This is a genomic window from Bacillus sp. FSL M8-0063 (genome assembly GCF_038005545.1).
Classification (GTDB): Bacteria; Bacillota; Bacilli; order Bacillales; family Bacillaceae_G; genus Bacillus_A; species Bacillus_A wiedmannii.
Genome location: NZ_JBBOTJ010000001.1, coordinates 3,183,418 through 3,196,777, shown reverse-complemented (window position 1 = coordinate 3,196,777; position 13,360 = coordinate 3,183,418). Strand labels below are relative to the sequence as shown.

Sequence of the window (13,360 nt, the reverse complement as noted above, 5' to 3'; positions counted from 1 at the left end):
TGGGAACGCGATCAATATATGTCTCTATACTAAGAGGCTCAAACCCTTGACACATAACGTGTTGAGGGTTTTTTTATTTTGTGGGTAAAACACTTTTATTTGAAAGAAGAGTAATTCACCCACAAAACACCCACAAAAAAATCAAAGTTACCCCAATACATTATTCATATAAGCTTCAAACCCCGAAATAGAATCCTTAATGCAGGGTAAGAATCTTGCTATGAGTTTCCTATTTACAGGTAGAGTTACTGCATGGGGTACAACGAATAAATGGGCTGGTTTCGAAGTGAAGATTACTTTTACAGACAATACATTTCATTATCCAAGTTGCCGCGTAGAAAACCATTTAACCCTAGGTAAACAATATAACCAGGAAAGGTTCACAGCAAGTGCAGTAGTAATGGATAAGCCTATTAAGGAGATTTCAGTTTACGCTTTAGCACGTGATTTTACGGGGGAAGTGTTAATTGAAAAGCTTAAATTAGAAATTGGCACAATATCAACTGCATGGACACCAGCACCAGAAGACCAAGTATCCACAACTGATTTCACTAAAACAACAGTAGAAATCGAGACTACTATTAAAGGAATAAATACTTCTGTATCAAATGTACAAAACGAACAGGGAAAGCTTACAGAACGTGTAACGAAATCTGAGCAAATGGCTAACAGTTTTAAACAATCCATAGAATCGTTAACTAAAAAAGATACTGATATTAGTAATAAATTAAATACGGTTGAATCAAATGTAGAAGGTACAAAAAAGACAATTTCCGATGTGCAGCAAACGACGAATGATTTAAGGAAAACAACAACTGAAATTAAAGAGCAAGCGGGTAAAATCAGTGAAAAGTTAACAAGTGTTGAGTAGAAGTATGACGGCATGAAAATTGGTGGTCAAAACTTTTATAAACAAAAATCCTTTGGTGCAACTGGTGGAGCAACCATAAAGCATGGCGATGGTAATAAATGGTAGTAAATAACAATCCCTGCTGGGGCAAGTGGTAGTTGGAAAGGCATTCTATATACTAATAAAAATGTCATGTTACTTGTGGGCAGAACATAAACAATCAGCTATGAAATTTACACTAACGAAGTTATTCCGACGGCAATTGATATTAACAACTTTGGTGTTACTACTGCTACAGGAACAAATGACAATGATGTTGTAGCAAAACGAATTATGCGTACTCCTAAAACAATAACAGGTCAGTGGGTTAAGGTGTCCGCTACATTTACAATGCCCGACAATATCATACAAGATTTCTATGATAATTCAGTGCTTGGTGTTGGTCTTGGAGCCATCAATGAGATTCGCGATGCAGGTTTTACTCAAGGGAACAAGTACTGGGGGTGGTCGAATGGGCACGCTATAGACCCAAACCTAAAGTATAAAGGATACAACTCGTTTTCTATGCACACTACGGGACAAGATCAGGATAGATGGTGGGGTGCTTTTGGACAGTTTATAGATTGTTCTCCTTCAGAAGACATTGTTATTTCGGCTTACTTTAACACTGATGGGAAAGTGCCTATTGATAATGGTGTGTATATCGAGATGGAGTTTTGGCAATCAAATAAAGCAACCAGAATTTCAACTGCTAGAGAAAGGGTTCAAATCATTAACAATACTTGGATTAGATCTACTTGTACAGCTAAAGCTCCAGCAGGAACTGGGTTTGTAAGATTTCGACCATACATAAAAAGAAATGGTAGAGCTTGGTTTTGCATGCCTATGTTACAGCGTGGGAAAGTAGCTACAGAATTTTGGTTACATCCGAAAGACCAAACTGATGCTGACAAAATGCTAGAAGATATAGCTAATAGAGTAGCAACTGAGCAATACAATCACAAGATGACTCAAATCGATAACCGTTTTAGTGTTAATGAGAAAGGTATTGATTTAGCAGCAAAAAAGACAGAGGTTTATACACAAACTTAATCTAATGATAAATTTGCTACGAATGCTTTTGTAAGGAATATGGAAGGACGTATTCAAGTTACTGAGAAAAATATTCTAAGTACAGTAAAAAAAGGTGAAATCATTTCATCTATCAATCAAACGGCAGAAAAGATTAATATTTCAGCTGATCTAATAGATTTGGTGGGTAGGGTGAAAGCATCTTGGTTAAAAGCTGGATTACTCCAAGGTATGACTATCAAAACAAGTGCTACAAAAGAATACCTCCATATGGAAAATCAGGTTCTTCGTTTTGTAAACCAAGGATCTGCCAAAGTTGTGATGGGATTTGAAGATGAGAGAAAAAGTACAACACGTAACCCATATATAATTCTTGGTGAAGGTGATGGGACTGGTAGGAACCTTGGAAGTATCTACAAAGATGGAAATGGCGTTTACTATCGCTATGTAGATTACAATGGCGCTGAGAGTAATATTCGTCTAACGAATGCAGGTAATATCGGTATAACAGCTCAAGAGGGAATTTGGTTTACAGCCAAGAGAGTTAACTTCACGTCACCAATTTCAACATCGGGTATATTATTCAACTCATTTGGAAAGATTTCTTTGTCTCAACAAGGGGTTCTATGGATGAGGAATGGTTATAGAGGGTTTGGAGCTTACTACCACGATGGAAAAGCATGGAACTTTATAAGTAGCTCACAATGATGAAAGGAGAAAATGAAATGAGTCAATTTTTAGGTATTTTAGGAACAGTTGGTGAAGATGGGACAATCAAAATCCCATTGGATATGTTGCAAACAGCAGGTATTAAACCAAATACAAAAGTGGAATTATTCTCTGATACTTCTAATCTGTTCGTTAGAACTGAAGAAAGGTTTTGTGATATTTGTGGTGTGAATACAAATACAACAAGAATCGGTAATCAGGAAATTTGCAAAGATTGCTTAGACAGAATTACACAAGCTTCACAGGAAAAACAAAATGTACCTACTGAATAGAGAAGTAGCAAATCGCAACTGAAAGGAGTATGACTATAAAAATGAATAAATAGGAAACCAGAGCAGCCATAAGTTGGTCTTTTTTATTGTCTAAAAGGGGAGATAACAAAATGACGAATCAAATCCAAAGTACAAGTCCAGAGGAAAATCAATTACAAAGTCAAATTATCAATCAAATCATGCCAATACTAGAGAAATTAGTTATGCAATTAGTTCAAAACCCAGCTCCAAATGAAGATGTGATGCCAGGGAACGATAATAAATTTATGGAAATCGATGATGTTGTGGATAACTTAGTAAATGCCGGAATTATTACTGCGAGCAATTTTAACGTTAATGTTGAGTTATTCAGAGGTAGTCCGATTACAGTTTCTATTATAAAAGCGGGGGATCCGGCAGCAGAGATTTCTACAGAAGTAGGTAGTGGGGTTTCTATCAAGGAACATATAGAGGCATCAGATAAACACGGAGGAACTAAATAAATAGATTTAAAGCAAAGCGTACGAAAAGTAGGCTTTTTTATTTTAAATAATTTATGAGGTTGGAAAGAGGTGGACGGTATGGATGGTTTGCAAGAGGTGAGAAGTGATGTTCAAGAAATAAAGCAAGATATTAAGGACATTCGCTTAGAGATTAAAAGTTTAGAAATGCGGACAACAGGTAACGAGAAAGACATTATCAATATCAATAAACAATTAGATAAGATTAGTGCTAATACAACTTGGATTTTACGCCTTATTGTTGGGGGGCTTATTGGAGCGGCTCTTACCTTCTTCTTGAAAGGAGGTGGTATGTAATGATTGAAATTACGGTAATGATTGGTGTTGTCGTAGGACTATCACAAATTGCAAAAACAGTTGGGATGCAAACAAAATATGTTCCGTTACTAAATTTAACGCTTGGCATAACGCTAGGCGTTTTCTTTTTGTCTCAAGATATCAAAACAAATATATTTCAAGGAATCATTATTGGACTGTCAGCAAGTGGATTATTTGACCACACAAAAATTATAAAAAAGGATGCCGATGTAAAATGAAAAAGAAGTGGAAACATATTTCGTCTATAGTTGTTGCTATGATTTTAGTATTATCAATTGGAACAAACGTATTTGCTGATAGAGTTTTAATTATTCCTGATTTACGAAAACAAACATACCGTAACGGTGTTGGTGCTTATGAAGGTGTTGTAGCTCATTCTACAGCTACCCCAGAAGCTCCAGCTATTAATATTCAAAAATATGAGTCTCGTACATGGCGTTCGGCGTTTGTTCACTACGCAGTTGATTGGGATGAAAAGATTCAAATTGCATCTACTAAATATCGTGCATGGGGTGCAGGTCCGGCAGCTAATGCTAGATTTGTTCACGTTGAATTGTGTGAAACAAGTGATCCGATGAAATTCAAACGTTCTTACGAACGATATGTAGAGTTAATAGGAGAAATCTTACGTGAACGAAATATTCATCCTTCAAAAGGGTTGTGGACACATAAGGATATTACTTATAAATTAGGTGGTACAGACCATGAAGACCCACTTGATTATCTTCGTAGTCATGGTGTATCAGAGGCGAAATTCCGAGCAGACGTGTTAAAGGCTTATAACGGGAATTCTGTTACAGTGGATGCAAAACCACAGAAACCAAATGAAATAACTGGCACAGTAGAGGTGAATGGTGTTGCGTATATTGAGGGATACAATGTAAATCTTCGTTCTGGACCATCAACAGATAATAGTGTTATTCATAAACTACAAAAAGGACAGGCTTATAAAGTATGGGGCAAATTAGGAAACTGGTTAAATCTTGGTGGTAACCAATGGATTTATTATGAATCCTCATACATCCGTTACAATGGGACGGATGCTTCTACTATAACTGGTAAGAGGGTTATTTCTAAAGTGAACAATTTACGTTTCTATGAATCCGCATCTTGGCAGGATAAAGATGTTGCTGGTACTGTGGATGTAGGGTTAGGATTCACTATTGATGTTAAAGTAAATGTAAATGGATCATCACTATATAAAGTACACAACTGCAAAGGGAAAATATATTATTTAACAGCAAATGAAGCCTATGTGTATGTGAAATAGAAAATAGACCACCTGTAATAGGTGGTCTATTGTTATTTATTTACAATTAATATAATTTGAAAGGAATTGTTAATTTTCATTTAGCATAGTCTCTAATTTATCTAATTCAATAAGTAGAGGGTCGTCAAAACTTTTTACGAGACCGGTATCAGTATAGGCTCTCACTGCGCCTTTAATTCGACGAGATTCTAATCCGTCATTAGTATAATCGTTACTTTGTAGATAATTAGCTAAACGATTTAATCGTTTTAGTAAATCTTCATAGAATGGATCTTCTTTTTCTTTTTGTTTATTTTTTGTAATTTCAATTACTATCTCGATTTGACATAATAGTACATTTGTATTTTTAAACATATATATTCTCCTCCTATTTACCTGGAATTTCTCTAACTTCTTTGATCCATTCTGATGGATATCCGAATGGTAATAATACTTGGTCTTCATCACCTTTAAATATTGTTCCAGACCTAGTTGTTTGTTTTTCAGCTCGTCCTATTTGTAATATTGTACCTTCTGGGGCTTGTATTACCGCTTCATATTGTCGAGTGTTTTTCCATTCAGGTAATAACGCTAAATCTATTTTTGCTTGAATTTTGTTTGGCGCAGGAACTGTAGTAACAAATGTTCCGTTTGGTTTAGCTTGTCCACCATATGCTCGGTAAAAATTGATATCTTCTGTTGTTTTTACTGTTCTATAATTACCATCTTTAAATGTTGCACCAAGAGTTCCAGGTAGGTTTTGCTTTTCAACCGCTATTACTTTATCCTCAATAAGAGTGGAGTATTGTGTAGCATTTCTTAGCTTTTCAGCTTTTTTAGCAGTGTTAGCAGCTTCAACTGCATTTGCAGTCATTTTTACTCCTTTTCCAACTTTGGCAATTTTTCCAACTGGTGTAAGACCAGCTACAGCCATTCCTCCAGCGAAAATTCTTTCCCAAGTGGAAAGTTTTTCTCCAGTTGATGGATCAATACCGTTCCAAGCGCGCCGAATATCATATTCCCCACTTAGTTCACCAGCTATATCTCTGGCTAATTTTTTACCATCAAATCCTGTGTCCTCTGAAGAAGGTCTACCACACATTGCGCCTTCTTCCAATGTAACATCTTGATTATCTGCATTACGGAATTTTTCAGCAATTCGTTTCAAATCTTCTTCCACTTGTATAATTGAATTGATAGATGTAAAAGCTTTTGGTCTTGCATCATTGAACATTTGAACGAACTGTTGATTAGAGGCACCAATCCATTGAAAACACAAATGATCAATTTCATTACATAAATTATTATGTATAGATTCTAATGCGATCCTGGTATTACTTGCACGATTTGCAACATCTTCTAGCATTTCAGGTGTCACGTAGAAAAAAGTAAAAGACCACCTGTAAAGGGTGGTCGAAAACCGTTCTTACTATTTATTTTTTAATGCTCTTTTTAAGAGTTCGACTATTTGCTCTAGCCATTCTATAGGGGTAAGGTTTAAAGCAGGAAAATAAATTTCGGCATTATATTTAATGAATTCTTCTTTTTCATGAACAGTTAAACCACTTTGTAGGAATGATGTAATGTCTTCAATAGTATTCTCTAAACATATATTAGTAACTTCAGTGATAAATTCGTTTATGGCGAATTCGATTGATTCAATATCTTGATGGAAAGTTCCTGCTAAAAAATCACTTAATTCTTCATATTGTATGTATTTATCTTTCATATAAACTCTCCTCTATCTTTCTGGATATCCTGTAATAATAAAACTACCATCTCTTTCTTTTTTTAAAACAATTCTTGCATTTTTTACTTCTGAGATAATTTCTGATCCTCTAGGAACATGCCTACCAGTAATATCTGTACCTTGGTATCTTAAGGGTAAGGTTGGCTTGCTGTCAGGGTTATTTAACCATCTGTTTATTTTTTCCGTATTTTGCGGGTTGCTTAAAACTTCATTTGCTATTTTTTCAGCCGTAGCTCTATCGGCAAAGGTGGACGCACCTGTTATTGTAGAATTACTTTCTAACCTTTGCAATAGTTCTTCATCTGTTTTTCCTACATGTCTTTCTATTAAATGTCCACCTCTAGCCTCGTGTGCAGCTAGGCCCCCTCCAGGGGCAAGTGAACTACTATCACCAGGTTTCACAGTAGTAGTATTTTCACCTTGAGCAAACTGGTAGGTTGAAAGTTTTTCTTCGGCTTGTCTAAAAGTAGCACTATCAAATGCAGATGTAACACCATTACCGCCTGTGAAAGCCAGATTATCGCCTTTATTAAATAATTGTCCAGCTTTTGAGATGCCTTGAGAGAATTTAGCACCTTGTGCTAGATTTGCAGCCTTACTGACCCCTTTATCTCCAAGAAGACCTAATCCAATTTGTGTTAAAGCATACGATCCCCATCTTGCACGTGTTTCTGCATCCCCATTTATCACATCTTTATTATAAGAGTCGGATAACGCATCCCACATAGCAGGTAGAGCTTCATCTAAATGGGTGACAGTGTAGCCCATGCCTTTCCAAGTTTCCCAGTCACCTAATGCTTTTATACCGTCGATTGTATCTCCAACAGCAGCTCCTGTACCGTCTACTATACCATCCCAAACTTTTCCTAAGAAAGATTTTTCAGGTGATTTACTAGGTGTAGTTTCTTTTGGAGTCGTTACATCTTCGCTATCTGCAACGCGGAATTTTTCAGCAATTCTCTTTAATTCTTCTTCGACATGCACAAGTGCATTGATAGCTGTGAATACGGATGGTCTGGCATTGTTAAACATTTGAACGAAGTTTTGATTCGATGCACCTGTCCATTGAAAACACATGTAATCAATTTGATTGCATAAATTATTATGTATGGATTCTAATGCATGCTTAGTATCATTAGCCCGTTTTGCAACTTGTTCTAATTCTTCAGGTGTAATTTTTATTTGAACCATTTTCTTCCTCACGCTCCCGATTAAAATTATGAGGCAAGAAGAAAAAATGTAAATATAGAAAATTCGTATTACTGTATTAAGGGGTATTTAATTCGAAAATTAAGTATTGAAAAATATAGTACCTTGCAATGAATAATACTAAGTGGTATATTATGGATATAACAGGTACCGTGTATTGAATAGTACTGAAATGAGAAAGGGGGATTGACCTTGAACGTTCAGTTTAAAAAAGGCGTATTAGAACTGTGTGTTTTAGTACTTGTGAAACGTAAAGATTGTTACGGCTATGAACTTGTTCAGCAAATCTCAAATAAATTTTTAATATCGGAAGGGTCAGTGTATCCTTTATTACGTCGTTTAACGAAAGAAGGATATTTTCAAACGTATTTAAAAGAATCTACGGAAGGACCGCCTCGTAAATATTATCAACTAACGGAGCAAGGGGAAACGCAACTGAATTTGTTAGTAACAGAGTGGCGTGATTTTGCAAAAGGCGTACAAGAAATTATTGAAGGGGTGGAATGGGATGAGTAAAGAGCAGTTTCTTAAAGAATTATCAAGTCATCTTAGAAAGTTACCGGAAGAAGAGAGGAAAGATATTTTATTTGATTATGAAGAGCATTTTCAGTTTGGGGTAGAAGAAGGAAAAACTGAATCGGAAATAATAAAGGGCCTTGGTTCTCCGAAAGTAATTGCGAAAGACTTACTGGCTTTGTATCGCTTTGACGAAATGAAAAAGGACCCATCAACTACCAATATAACAAGGGCTGTTATGGCAGTGATTGGACTTAGTTTGTTTAATTTTATTATTGTGTTAGGCCCGTTAGTTGCAATTATCGCTTTTATATTTTCTTTTTGGGTCGGTGGGATTGCGAGTGTAGTGACACCATTTTTCGTTATTGCAAAAGTATTTATGGGTACCTTTATATGGCTGGATGTATTCGTTAGTATAACGTTTGTTGGAGTAGGTTTGTTGTTATGTCTTATCGCTTATTATAGTACGAAGTGGTTTAAAAAGTTATGCGTACGTTATGTAATATGGAACTTCAAAATGATAAAAGGGGAGTAGATGATGAAGAAAATATTGTTAGTAGCTATCGCTTGTATCATTATTGGAGTAATAGGGATTTCACAAACATATGAAAAAGCAGTGCAAACTGCAGAAGAAGGAAATAAAGAAGACGTAATTAAAAACGAAACACTAATAAATATAGAAGTTAAGTTAGATGCTGGGGATATTGTTGTCCAAAAATCTCCCGACTCTTCTTTTTATGTAAAGCAATCAGGAGATGTACGTAAACAAGAGGTTCTTATTACCGAAGATGGTGACACATTAAAAATTATTGGGGAAAGAGAAAAAGGTGCTTCATTTGATTTTTCCTTTTACAATTTCAAAATTCAAACGTCTACATTGACTATACTTGTGCCTGAACGTCTTTACCAAGATATAAAAGTAAATTCATCTGCAGGACAAATCGAAATGAGTGATGTGAAAAGTGATCGTGTAAGTGCTGGGACGCTCGCTGGAGAGGTAGATTTGAAGCATATCACAGCTCGGAGTGTGGAGGGATCTACAAAAGCTGGAGAGGTGAATTTAAAAAAGGTAATAGGGAAAGTGACAGCGAAAACGGCTAGCGGGGATGTATATGTTGTGGATCATGATCCGAAGTATGATGTAGAGGCAAGTTCAACTGCTGGGGATGTAGATATTACTTTATTAGAAAAACCACAAGATGCAGTTATAACTGGGCAAAGCACTGCTGGCGAAGTGATGATTTTTAATGAAGAAAATAAAAATATAACAATTGGCAATGGTAGTAAAAAGATTAGCGGTAAAACAGCTGCTGGCGATGTGACGATTGAAACTCGTTCATAAGAAATAAAATGTATGAAAATCTATCAAAATATAAAAAAGAAGATAATTACCGTATATAAATAAGGTAATTATCTTCTTTTTTTATTCTTAATGTAGATCACGATATACGCCAATTACTTTTCCGATAACTGACACTTGTTTTAAAATGATAGGTTCTAATGAAGAGTTTTCTGGTTGTAGACGGAAATGGTCTTTTTCTTTATAGAAACGTTTAACAGTTGCTTCGTTATCTTCTGTTAAAGCGACTACAATTTCACCGTTGTATGCAGACTGTTGTTGGCGAACAACAACTAAATCCCCATCGAAAATACCAGCTTCAATCATACTATCTCCGGAAATGCGTAACATAAATACTTGGTCTGCTCCAGCAACAATGCTAGCTGGAAGTGGGAAGTGATCTTCTACACTTTCAACTGCTGTAATCGGTAGTCCAGCAGTAACTTTTCCGACAATTGGAACTTGAATAACAGATTGTGTTTCTGTATCCATTCGGTTGTCACCTAAAATTTCAATTGCTCGTGGTTTTGTTGGATCACGTCGAATATATCCTTTTTCTTCTAGTCGTGATAAATGTCCGTGCACTGTAGAACTAGAAGCGAGGCCGACTGCTTGACCGATTTCACGTACGGAAGGTGGATATCCTTTTTCTTGTACTTTTAGCTTAATAAAGTCGAGAATGTCTTGCTGGCGTTTCGTTAACTTTTCCATGTTTTCTAACACCTCGTTTTCTTTCATTTTTCTTATTAATAAGTATAACATGCGAAAAAACATTCTACAAACATAAGTTCGAACGAAAGACGAATTTATGATACACTATAAGGAAAATATAGTGAGAAAGAAGGGTTCAAAATGAATGCAATTATTTATGCACGTGTGAGCACAACAAAAGAAGAACAGGAAACATCATTATTGCGTCAAAAAGATGAATTATTGCATTTAGCTGAGCGCTATCAAATGAATGTTGTAAAGGTGATTGAGGAGCAGGCTAGTGGTTATACAATTGAACGTGATGGCATATTAGAAGTGCTAGATACAATTCGCGATGAACAAGTTGATGTACTTCTCATACAAGATGAAACGCGCCTTGGTAGAGGGAATGCAAAGATTGCATTAATGCACTGTTTACATAAAGAGGGAATAAAAGTATATACGCATACGCATAATGGAGAATTAGAACTTTCTGACTCTGATTCGATGGTGCTAGATATAATTGGGATTGTTGAAGAGTATCAAAGAAAAATCCACAATTTAAAAATTAAACGTGGCATGCAAAGAGCGGTAGAGAAAGGATTTCGTCCAGAGAATAATTTGAAAAATCGTCATTTAAGTATAGGACGTGAGAAAAAAGAAGTGCCAATTGAGGAAATTGTACGTTTACGCCGGAATGAATTAACTTTTGAAGAAATTGCAGCAACACTTCGTGGTTTTGGTCATGATGTTTCAAAAGCAACTGTACATCGAAGATATGTAGAATATACAAAGCAATTGCTTGATAAAGAGGACTAACTATTGTATGATAATAATCAGTTTTGAGTAAAAGGGGGATTCGAGATGCAAAGTCACGAACTCATTGAACGCATTAACTTCTTAGCGAAAAAAGCAAAAGCTGAAGGTTTAACTGAAGAAGAACAACGTGAGCGCCAATCGCTACGTGAACAATATTTAAAAGGATTTCGTCAAAATATGTTAAACGAACTTAAAGGAATTAAAGTTGTTAACGAAGAAGGTACTGATGTTACACCGGCGAAATTAAAAGCTTTAAAAAAGCAAGATAATGCAAAATTAAACTAAAAGATGGGCGAAGCCCATCTTTTTTATTTATTATATCCGCTATTTAATAACTTTCCAGTTGTTATTGACTGTTGCTTCTATCTTTTTGTGCTTCAATATATAGTTAGCGATAAGTTCAGACATATCTGTTGGTATGTCTTTTATTACGGGCTTATTTTGAAACATAAAGAAGTTCCCTCCGCCGCTTGCACGATAATTATTCATAACGACGTCATATTCTTCATTCATATGAAGTGGAGCGCCTTTATACTGTAAGGATTCTACTCTCTCGCCAATTGGTTTGGAAATGTTTAATACGTACGAAATTCCTTCCCACATATCGTAATTATAGTGTTGCGGCTTTGGTTCTATGTAGGTAGGGTTTACGATGATAGTTCCATCTGCTTTTAATATGAAATAAGAAGCAGAGAGTTCAAGGGCATCTTTTATATCCGCTCCAGTTATTCTAATTACTTTTAATGTATTTGGATAAATATAATTAGAAACGATGTCACGCATTGTTACGCGATTCGGGAAACCTGGAGATGTATTATGGAATAAGCTTGTACAAGAAATGGAAACATTAGCTATATCCATCTGTATTTTATTTATGAATTCAATAAAAGGATGGTCTTGCAAACGAGTTTGCATAGCATCTGAAATTTGCATGTCCCCATAGATTACTCCAATAGGTTGATCGAGCCAATTTTGTGTTTTTTCTTCATAATCGGCAACCAAGGAAAGAATATCTTGGTCAGCCTCAATTCCTTGTACGGGCAATAATTGTGAGTAACTCTCTTTTTTTACCCATTTTTTTTCTGTTTTTTCGAATGTTACTGTTACTTTTCCAACGGAGTGTCCATTGCATCCAGTCTGTAAAATTGTTACACCATTCATTACGGTGTGAGCGATTTCCCGGTGTTGGTGGCCTGTTAGTAAAATGTCTATGCCTTGAATTTCATGGTACATTGCATATCCTTGGTTTTCACCTGTTAAAACTTCAGTCGGTACCCCAGTTTGTAAGTCGCGTTCAAATCCCCCATGGTAGGCTACGATCAATAAATCTGGTTTCTCGTGTTCGCGAATGTAAGAAACCCATCTTTTTGTTGTCTCTAATGCATCTTCAAATTGTAAATCTTGAATGTGATGGGGTTGTTCCCAATTGGGAATGTAATGCGTTGTCACCCCTAAAATAGCAATTTTTATATTTGATTCAATATGTTTTATTATATATGGTTTCCCGAAATAAGGTTCTTTTCTGTTTTTATCTAAAATATTTGCTGATAGATACGGGAAGTTTGCAGTAGAAATAGCATTATTTAATATGTCCATTCCATAATTAAATTCATGATTCCCAATAACTGCAGCATCATAGCGTAAATAGTTCGCTAATAAAGACATTGGATTTTTCTTATCTTCTTCATATGTAGCGTAATGATAAGTAAAGGGTGTTCCTTGTATGAAGTCACCGTTATCAATTAAAAGAACGTTTCTATTTTGGGAACGTTCTTTTTTTATAAGAGTAGAAATTTTGGCTAAACCAATTTCAGCTTGGGAGTTATCTTGGTAGTGAATTGGATAAACAGTGCCATGTATATCACTTGTTAAAAAAATGTTTAAAGTTACAATTTGATTTGGATTCAATATCATTCACCTTTTCTATTGTTATCTACTAATTAAGCATATCAAATATATGAAGAGAATTTTAATGAGAATGTATAGAATGTGTAAAGATTATGTAAATAAGGAATTATCCGTAAAAATGTGTGATATATTTCTTCATG

At 35.5% G+C, this 13,360-nt stretch carries 16 protein-coding genes and 1 pseudogene; 11 read left to right on the top strand and 6 right to left on the bottom strand.

Features of this window, described 5'->3' with window-relative positions:
* Positions 1–184 precede the first annotated feature (184 nt).
* From MKX31_RS16105 to MKX31_RS16080, 6 genes and pseudogenes are all read left to right on the top strand, one after another.
* A pseudogene (locus tag MKX31_RS16105) lies at positions 185–2,629 on the top strand (phage tail spike protein); the annotation flags it as partial.
* Positions 2,630–2,646: 17 nt separating this feature from the next.
* Entirely contained in the window at positions 2,647–2,922 is a 276-nt protein-coding gene (locus tag MKX31_RS16100; RefSeq protein WP_064477049.1) for an AbrB/MazE/SpoVT family DNA-binding domain-containing protein, read from the top strand.
* Positions 2,923–3,032: 110 nt separating this feature from the next.
* Positions 3,033–3,404, top strand: a complete 372-nt coding sequence (locus MKX31_RS16095) for a hypothetical protein (RefSeq protein WP_000184446.1) — start codon at positions 3,033–3,035, stop codon at positions 3,402–3,404.
* Between the two features lie 78 nt (positions 3,405–3,482).
* Positions 3,483–3,719 carry a hemolysin XhlA family protein gene (locus tag MKX31_RS16090; protein ID WP_000348876.1) on the top strand — a complete coding sequence of 79 codons (237 nt, stop codon included), beginning with the start codon at positions 3,483–3,485 and terminating at the stop codon, positions 3,717–3,719.
* On the top strand, positions 3,719–3,958 hold the full coding sequence (locus tag MKX31_RS16085) for a hypothetical protein (RefSeq protein ID WP_064477038.1): 240 nt from the start codon (positions 3,719–3,721) through the stop codon (positions 3,956–3,958). The genes MKX31_RS16090 and MKX31_RS16085 overlap by 1 nt, the downstream gene beginning before the upstream one ends.
* Positions 3,955–5,010, top strand: coding sequence for an N-acetylmuramoyl-L-alanine amidase (locus MKX31_RS16080; RefSeq protein ID WP_340981223.1), 1,056 nt, complete (start codon positions 3,955–3,957; stop codon positions 5,008–5,010). Before MKX31_RS16085 ends, MKX31_RS16080 begins: the two co-directional genes overlap by 4 nt.
* Before the next feature lie 69 nt (positions 5,011–5,079).
* Here the strand turns inward: MKX31_RS16080 and MKX31_RS16075 are convergent, their stop codons facing one another.
* The 4 genes from MKX31_RS16075 to MKX31_RS16060 form a co-directional block, all read right to left on the bottom strand.
* Positions 5,080–5,364 carry a hypothetical protein gene (locus MKX31_RS16075; protein ID WP_064477036.1) on the bottom strand — a complete coding sequence of 95 codons (285 nt, stop codon included), beginning with the start codon at positions 5,362–5,364 and terminating at the stop codon, positions 5,080–5,082.
* 13 nt (positions 5,365–5,377) lie between these two features.
* Positions 5,378–6,355, bottom strand: a complete 978-nt coding sequence (locus MKX31_RS16070) for a WXG100 family type VII secretion target (protein WP_340981222.1) — start codon at positions 6,353–6,355, stop codon at positions 5,378–5,380.
* Positions 6,356–6,418: 63 nt separating this feature from the next.
* A complete protein-coding gene (locus MKX31_RS16065) occupies positions 6,419–6,718 on the bottom strand; it encodes a contact-dependent growth inhibition system immunity protein (protein ID WP_064477035.1) in 300 nt (99 codons plus the stop codon).
* Between the two features lie 12 nt (positions 6,719–6,730).
* A complete protein-coding gene (locus tag MKX31_RS16060) occupies positions 6,731–7,930 on the bottom strand; it encodes a WXG100 family type VII secretion target (protein WP_340981563.1) in 1,200 nt (399 codons plus the stop codon).
* Positions 7,931–8,140: 210 nt separating this feature from the next.
* Between MKX31_RS16060 and MKX31_RS16055 the strand changes: the two genes are divergently transcribed.
* The 3 genes from MKX31_RS16055 to MKX31_RS16045 are packed head-to-tail and all read left to right on the top strand — an operon-like array spanning position 8,141 to position 9,806.
* Complete coding sequence (locus tag MKX31_RS16055) at positions 8,141–8,464, top strand: PadR family transcriptional regulator (RefSeq protein WP_064477033.1); 324 nt, start codon at positions 8,141–8,143, stop codon at positions 8,462–8,464.
* Complete coding sequence (locus MKX31_RS16050) at positions 8,457–8,999, top strand: DUF1700 domain-containing protein (protein WP_064477032.1); 543 nt, start codon at positions 8,457–8,459, stop codon at positions 8,997–8,999. The genes MKX31_RS16055 and MKX31_RS16050 overlap by 8 nt, the downstream gene beginning before the upstream one ends.
* Positions 9,000–9,806, top strand: a complete 807-nt coding sequence (locus MKX31_RS16045; protein ID WP_064477031.1) for a DUF4097 family beta strand repeat-containing protein — start codon at positions 9,000–9,002, stop codon at positions 9,804–9,806.
* 87 nt (positions 9,807–9,893) lie between these two features.
* Here MKX31_RS16045 and lexA read toward each other — a convergent pair whose 3' ends face one another.
* Positions 9,894–10,514, bottom strand: coding sequence for a transcriptional repressor LexA (gene lexA / locus MKX31_RS16040; protein ID WP_000413737.1), 621 nt, complete (start codon positions 10,512–10,514; stop codon positions 9,894–9,896).
* A gap of 141 nt (positions 10,515–10,655) precedes the next feature.
* Between lexA and MKX31_RS16035 the strand changes: the two genes are divergently transcribed.
* Complete coding sequence (locus MKX31_RS16035; RefSeq protein ID WP_046956545.1) at positions 10,656–11,312, top strand: YneB family resolvase-like protein; 657 nt, start codon at positions 10,656–10,658, stop codon at positions 11,310–11,312.
* A gap of 45 nt (positions 11,313–11,357) precedes the next feature.
* Complete coding sequence (locus MKX31_RS16030; RefSeq protein ID WP_001190582.1) at positions 11,358–11,597, top strand: DUF896 domain-containing protein; 240 nt, start codon at positions 11,358–11,360, stop codon at positions 11,595–11,597.
* Positions 11,598–11,636: 39 nt separating this feature from the next.
* Here MKX31_RS16030 and MKX31_RS16025 read toward each other — a convergent pair whose 3' ends face one another.
* Positions 11,637–13,220 (bottom strand): bifunctional metallophosphatase/5'-nucleotidase, encoded by a 1,584-nt coding sequence (locus MKX31_RS16025; protein WP_081257429.1) that lies wholly within the window; start codon positions 13,218–13,220, stop codon positions 11,637–11,639.
* Positions 13,221–13,360: the final 140 nt, after the last annotated feature.

Coding starts and splice junctions, on each gene's coding strand:
- MKX31_RS16060 (WP_340981563.1), bottom strand. CDS start 7,930: ATGGTTCAAATAAAAATTACACCTGAAGAATTAGAACAAGTTGCAAAA.
- MKX31_RS16095 (WP_000184446.1), top strand. CDS start 3,033: ATGACGAATCAAATCCAAAGTACAAGTCCAGAGGAAAATCAATTACAA.
- MKX31_RS16085 (WP_064477038.1), top strand. CDS start 3,719: ATGATTGAAATTACGGTAATGATTGGTGTTGTCGTAGGACTATCACAA.
- MKX31_RS16070 (WP_340981222.1), bottom strand. CDS start 6,355: ATGCTAGAAGATGTTGCAAATCGTGCAAGTAATACCAGGATCGCATTA.
- MKX31_RS16100 (WP_064477049.1), top strand. CDS start 2,647: ATGAGTCAATTTTTAGGTATTTTAGGAACAGTTGGTGAAGATGGGACA.
- MKX31_RS16045 (WP_064477031.1), top strand. CDS start 9,000: ATGATGAAGAAAATATTGTTAGTAGCTATCGCTTGTATCATTATTGGA.
- MKX31_RS16080 (WP_340981223.1), top strand. CDS start 3,955: ATGAAAAAGAAGTGGAAACATATTTCGTCTATAGTTGTTGCTATGATT.
- lexA (WP_000413737.1), bottom strand. CDS start 10,514: ATGGAAAAGTTAACGAAACGCCAGCAAGACATTCTCGACTTTATTAAG.
- MKX31_RS16090 (WP_000348876.1), top strand. CDS start 3,483: ATGGATGGTTTGCAAGAGGTGAGAAGTGATGTTCAAGAAATAAAGCAA.
- MKX31_RS16030 (WP_001190582.1), top strand. CDS start 11,358: ATGCAAAGTCACGAACTCATTGAACGCATTAACTTCTTAGCGAAAAAA.
- MKX31_RS16050 (WP_064477032.1), top strand. CDS start 8,457: ATGAGTAAAGAGCAGTTTCTTAAAGAATTATCAAGTCATCTTAGAAAG.
- MKX31_RS16075 (WP_064477036.1), bottom strand. CDS start 5,364: ATGTTTAAAAATACAAATGTACTATTATGTCAAATCGAGATAGTAATT.
- MKX31_RS16065 (WP_064477035.1), bottom strand. CDS start 6,718: ATGAAAGATAAATACATACAATATGAAGAATTAAGTGATTTTTTAGCA.
- MKX31_RS16035 (WP_046956545.1), top strand. CDS start 10,656: ATGAATGCAATTATTTATGCACGTGTGAGCACAACAAAAGAAGAACAG.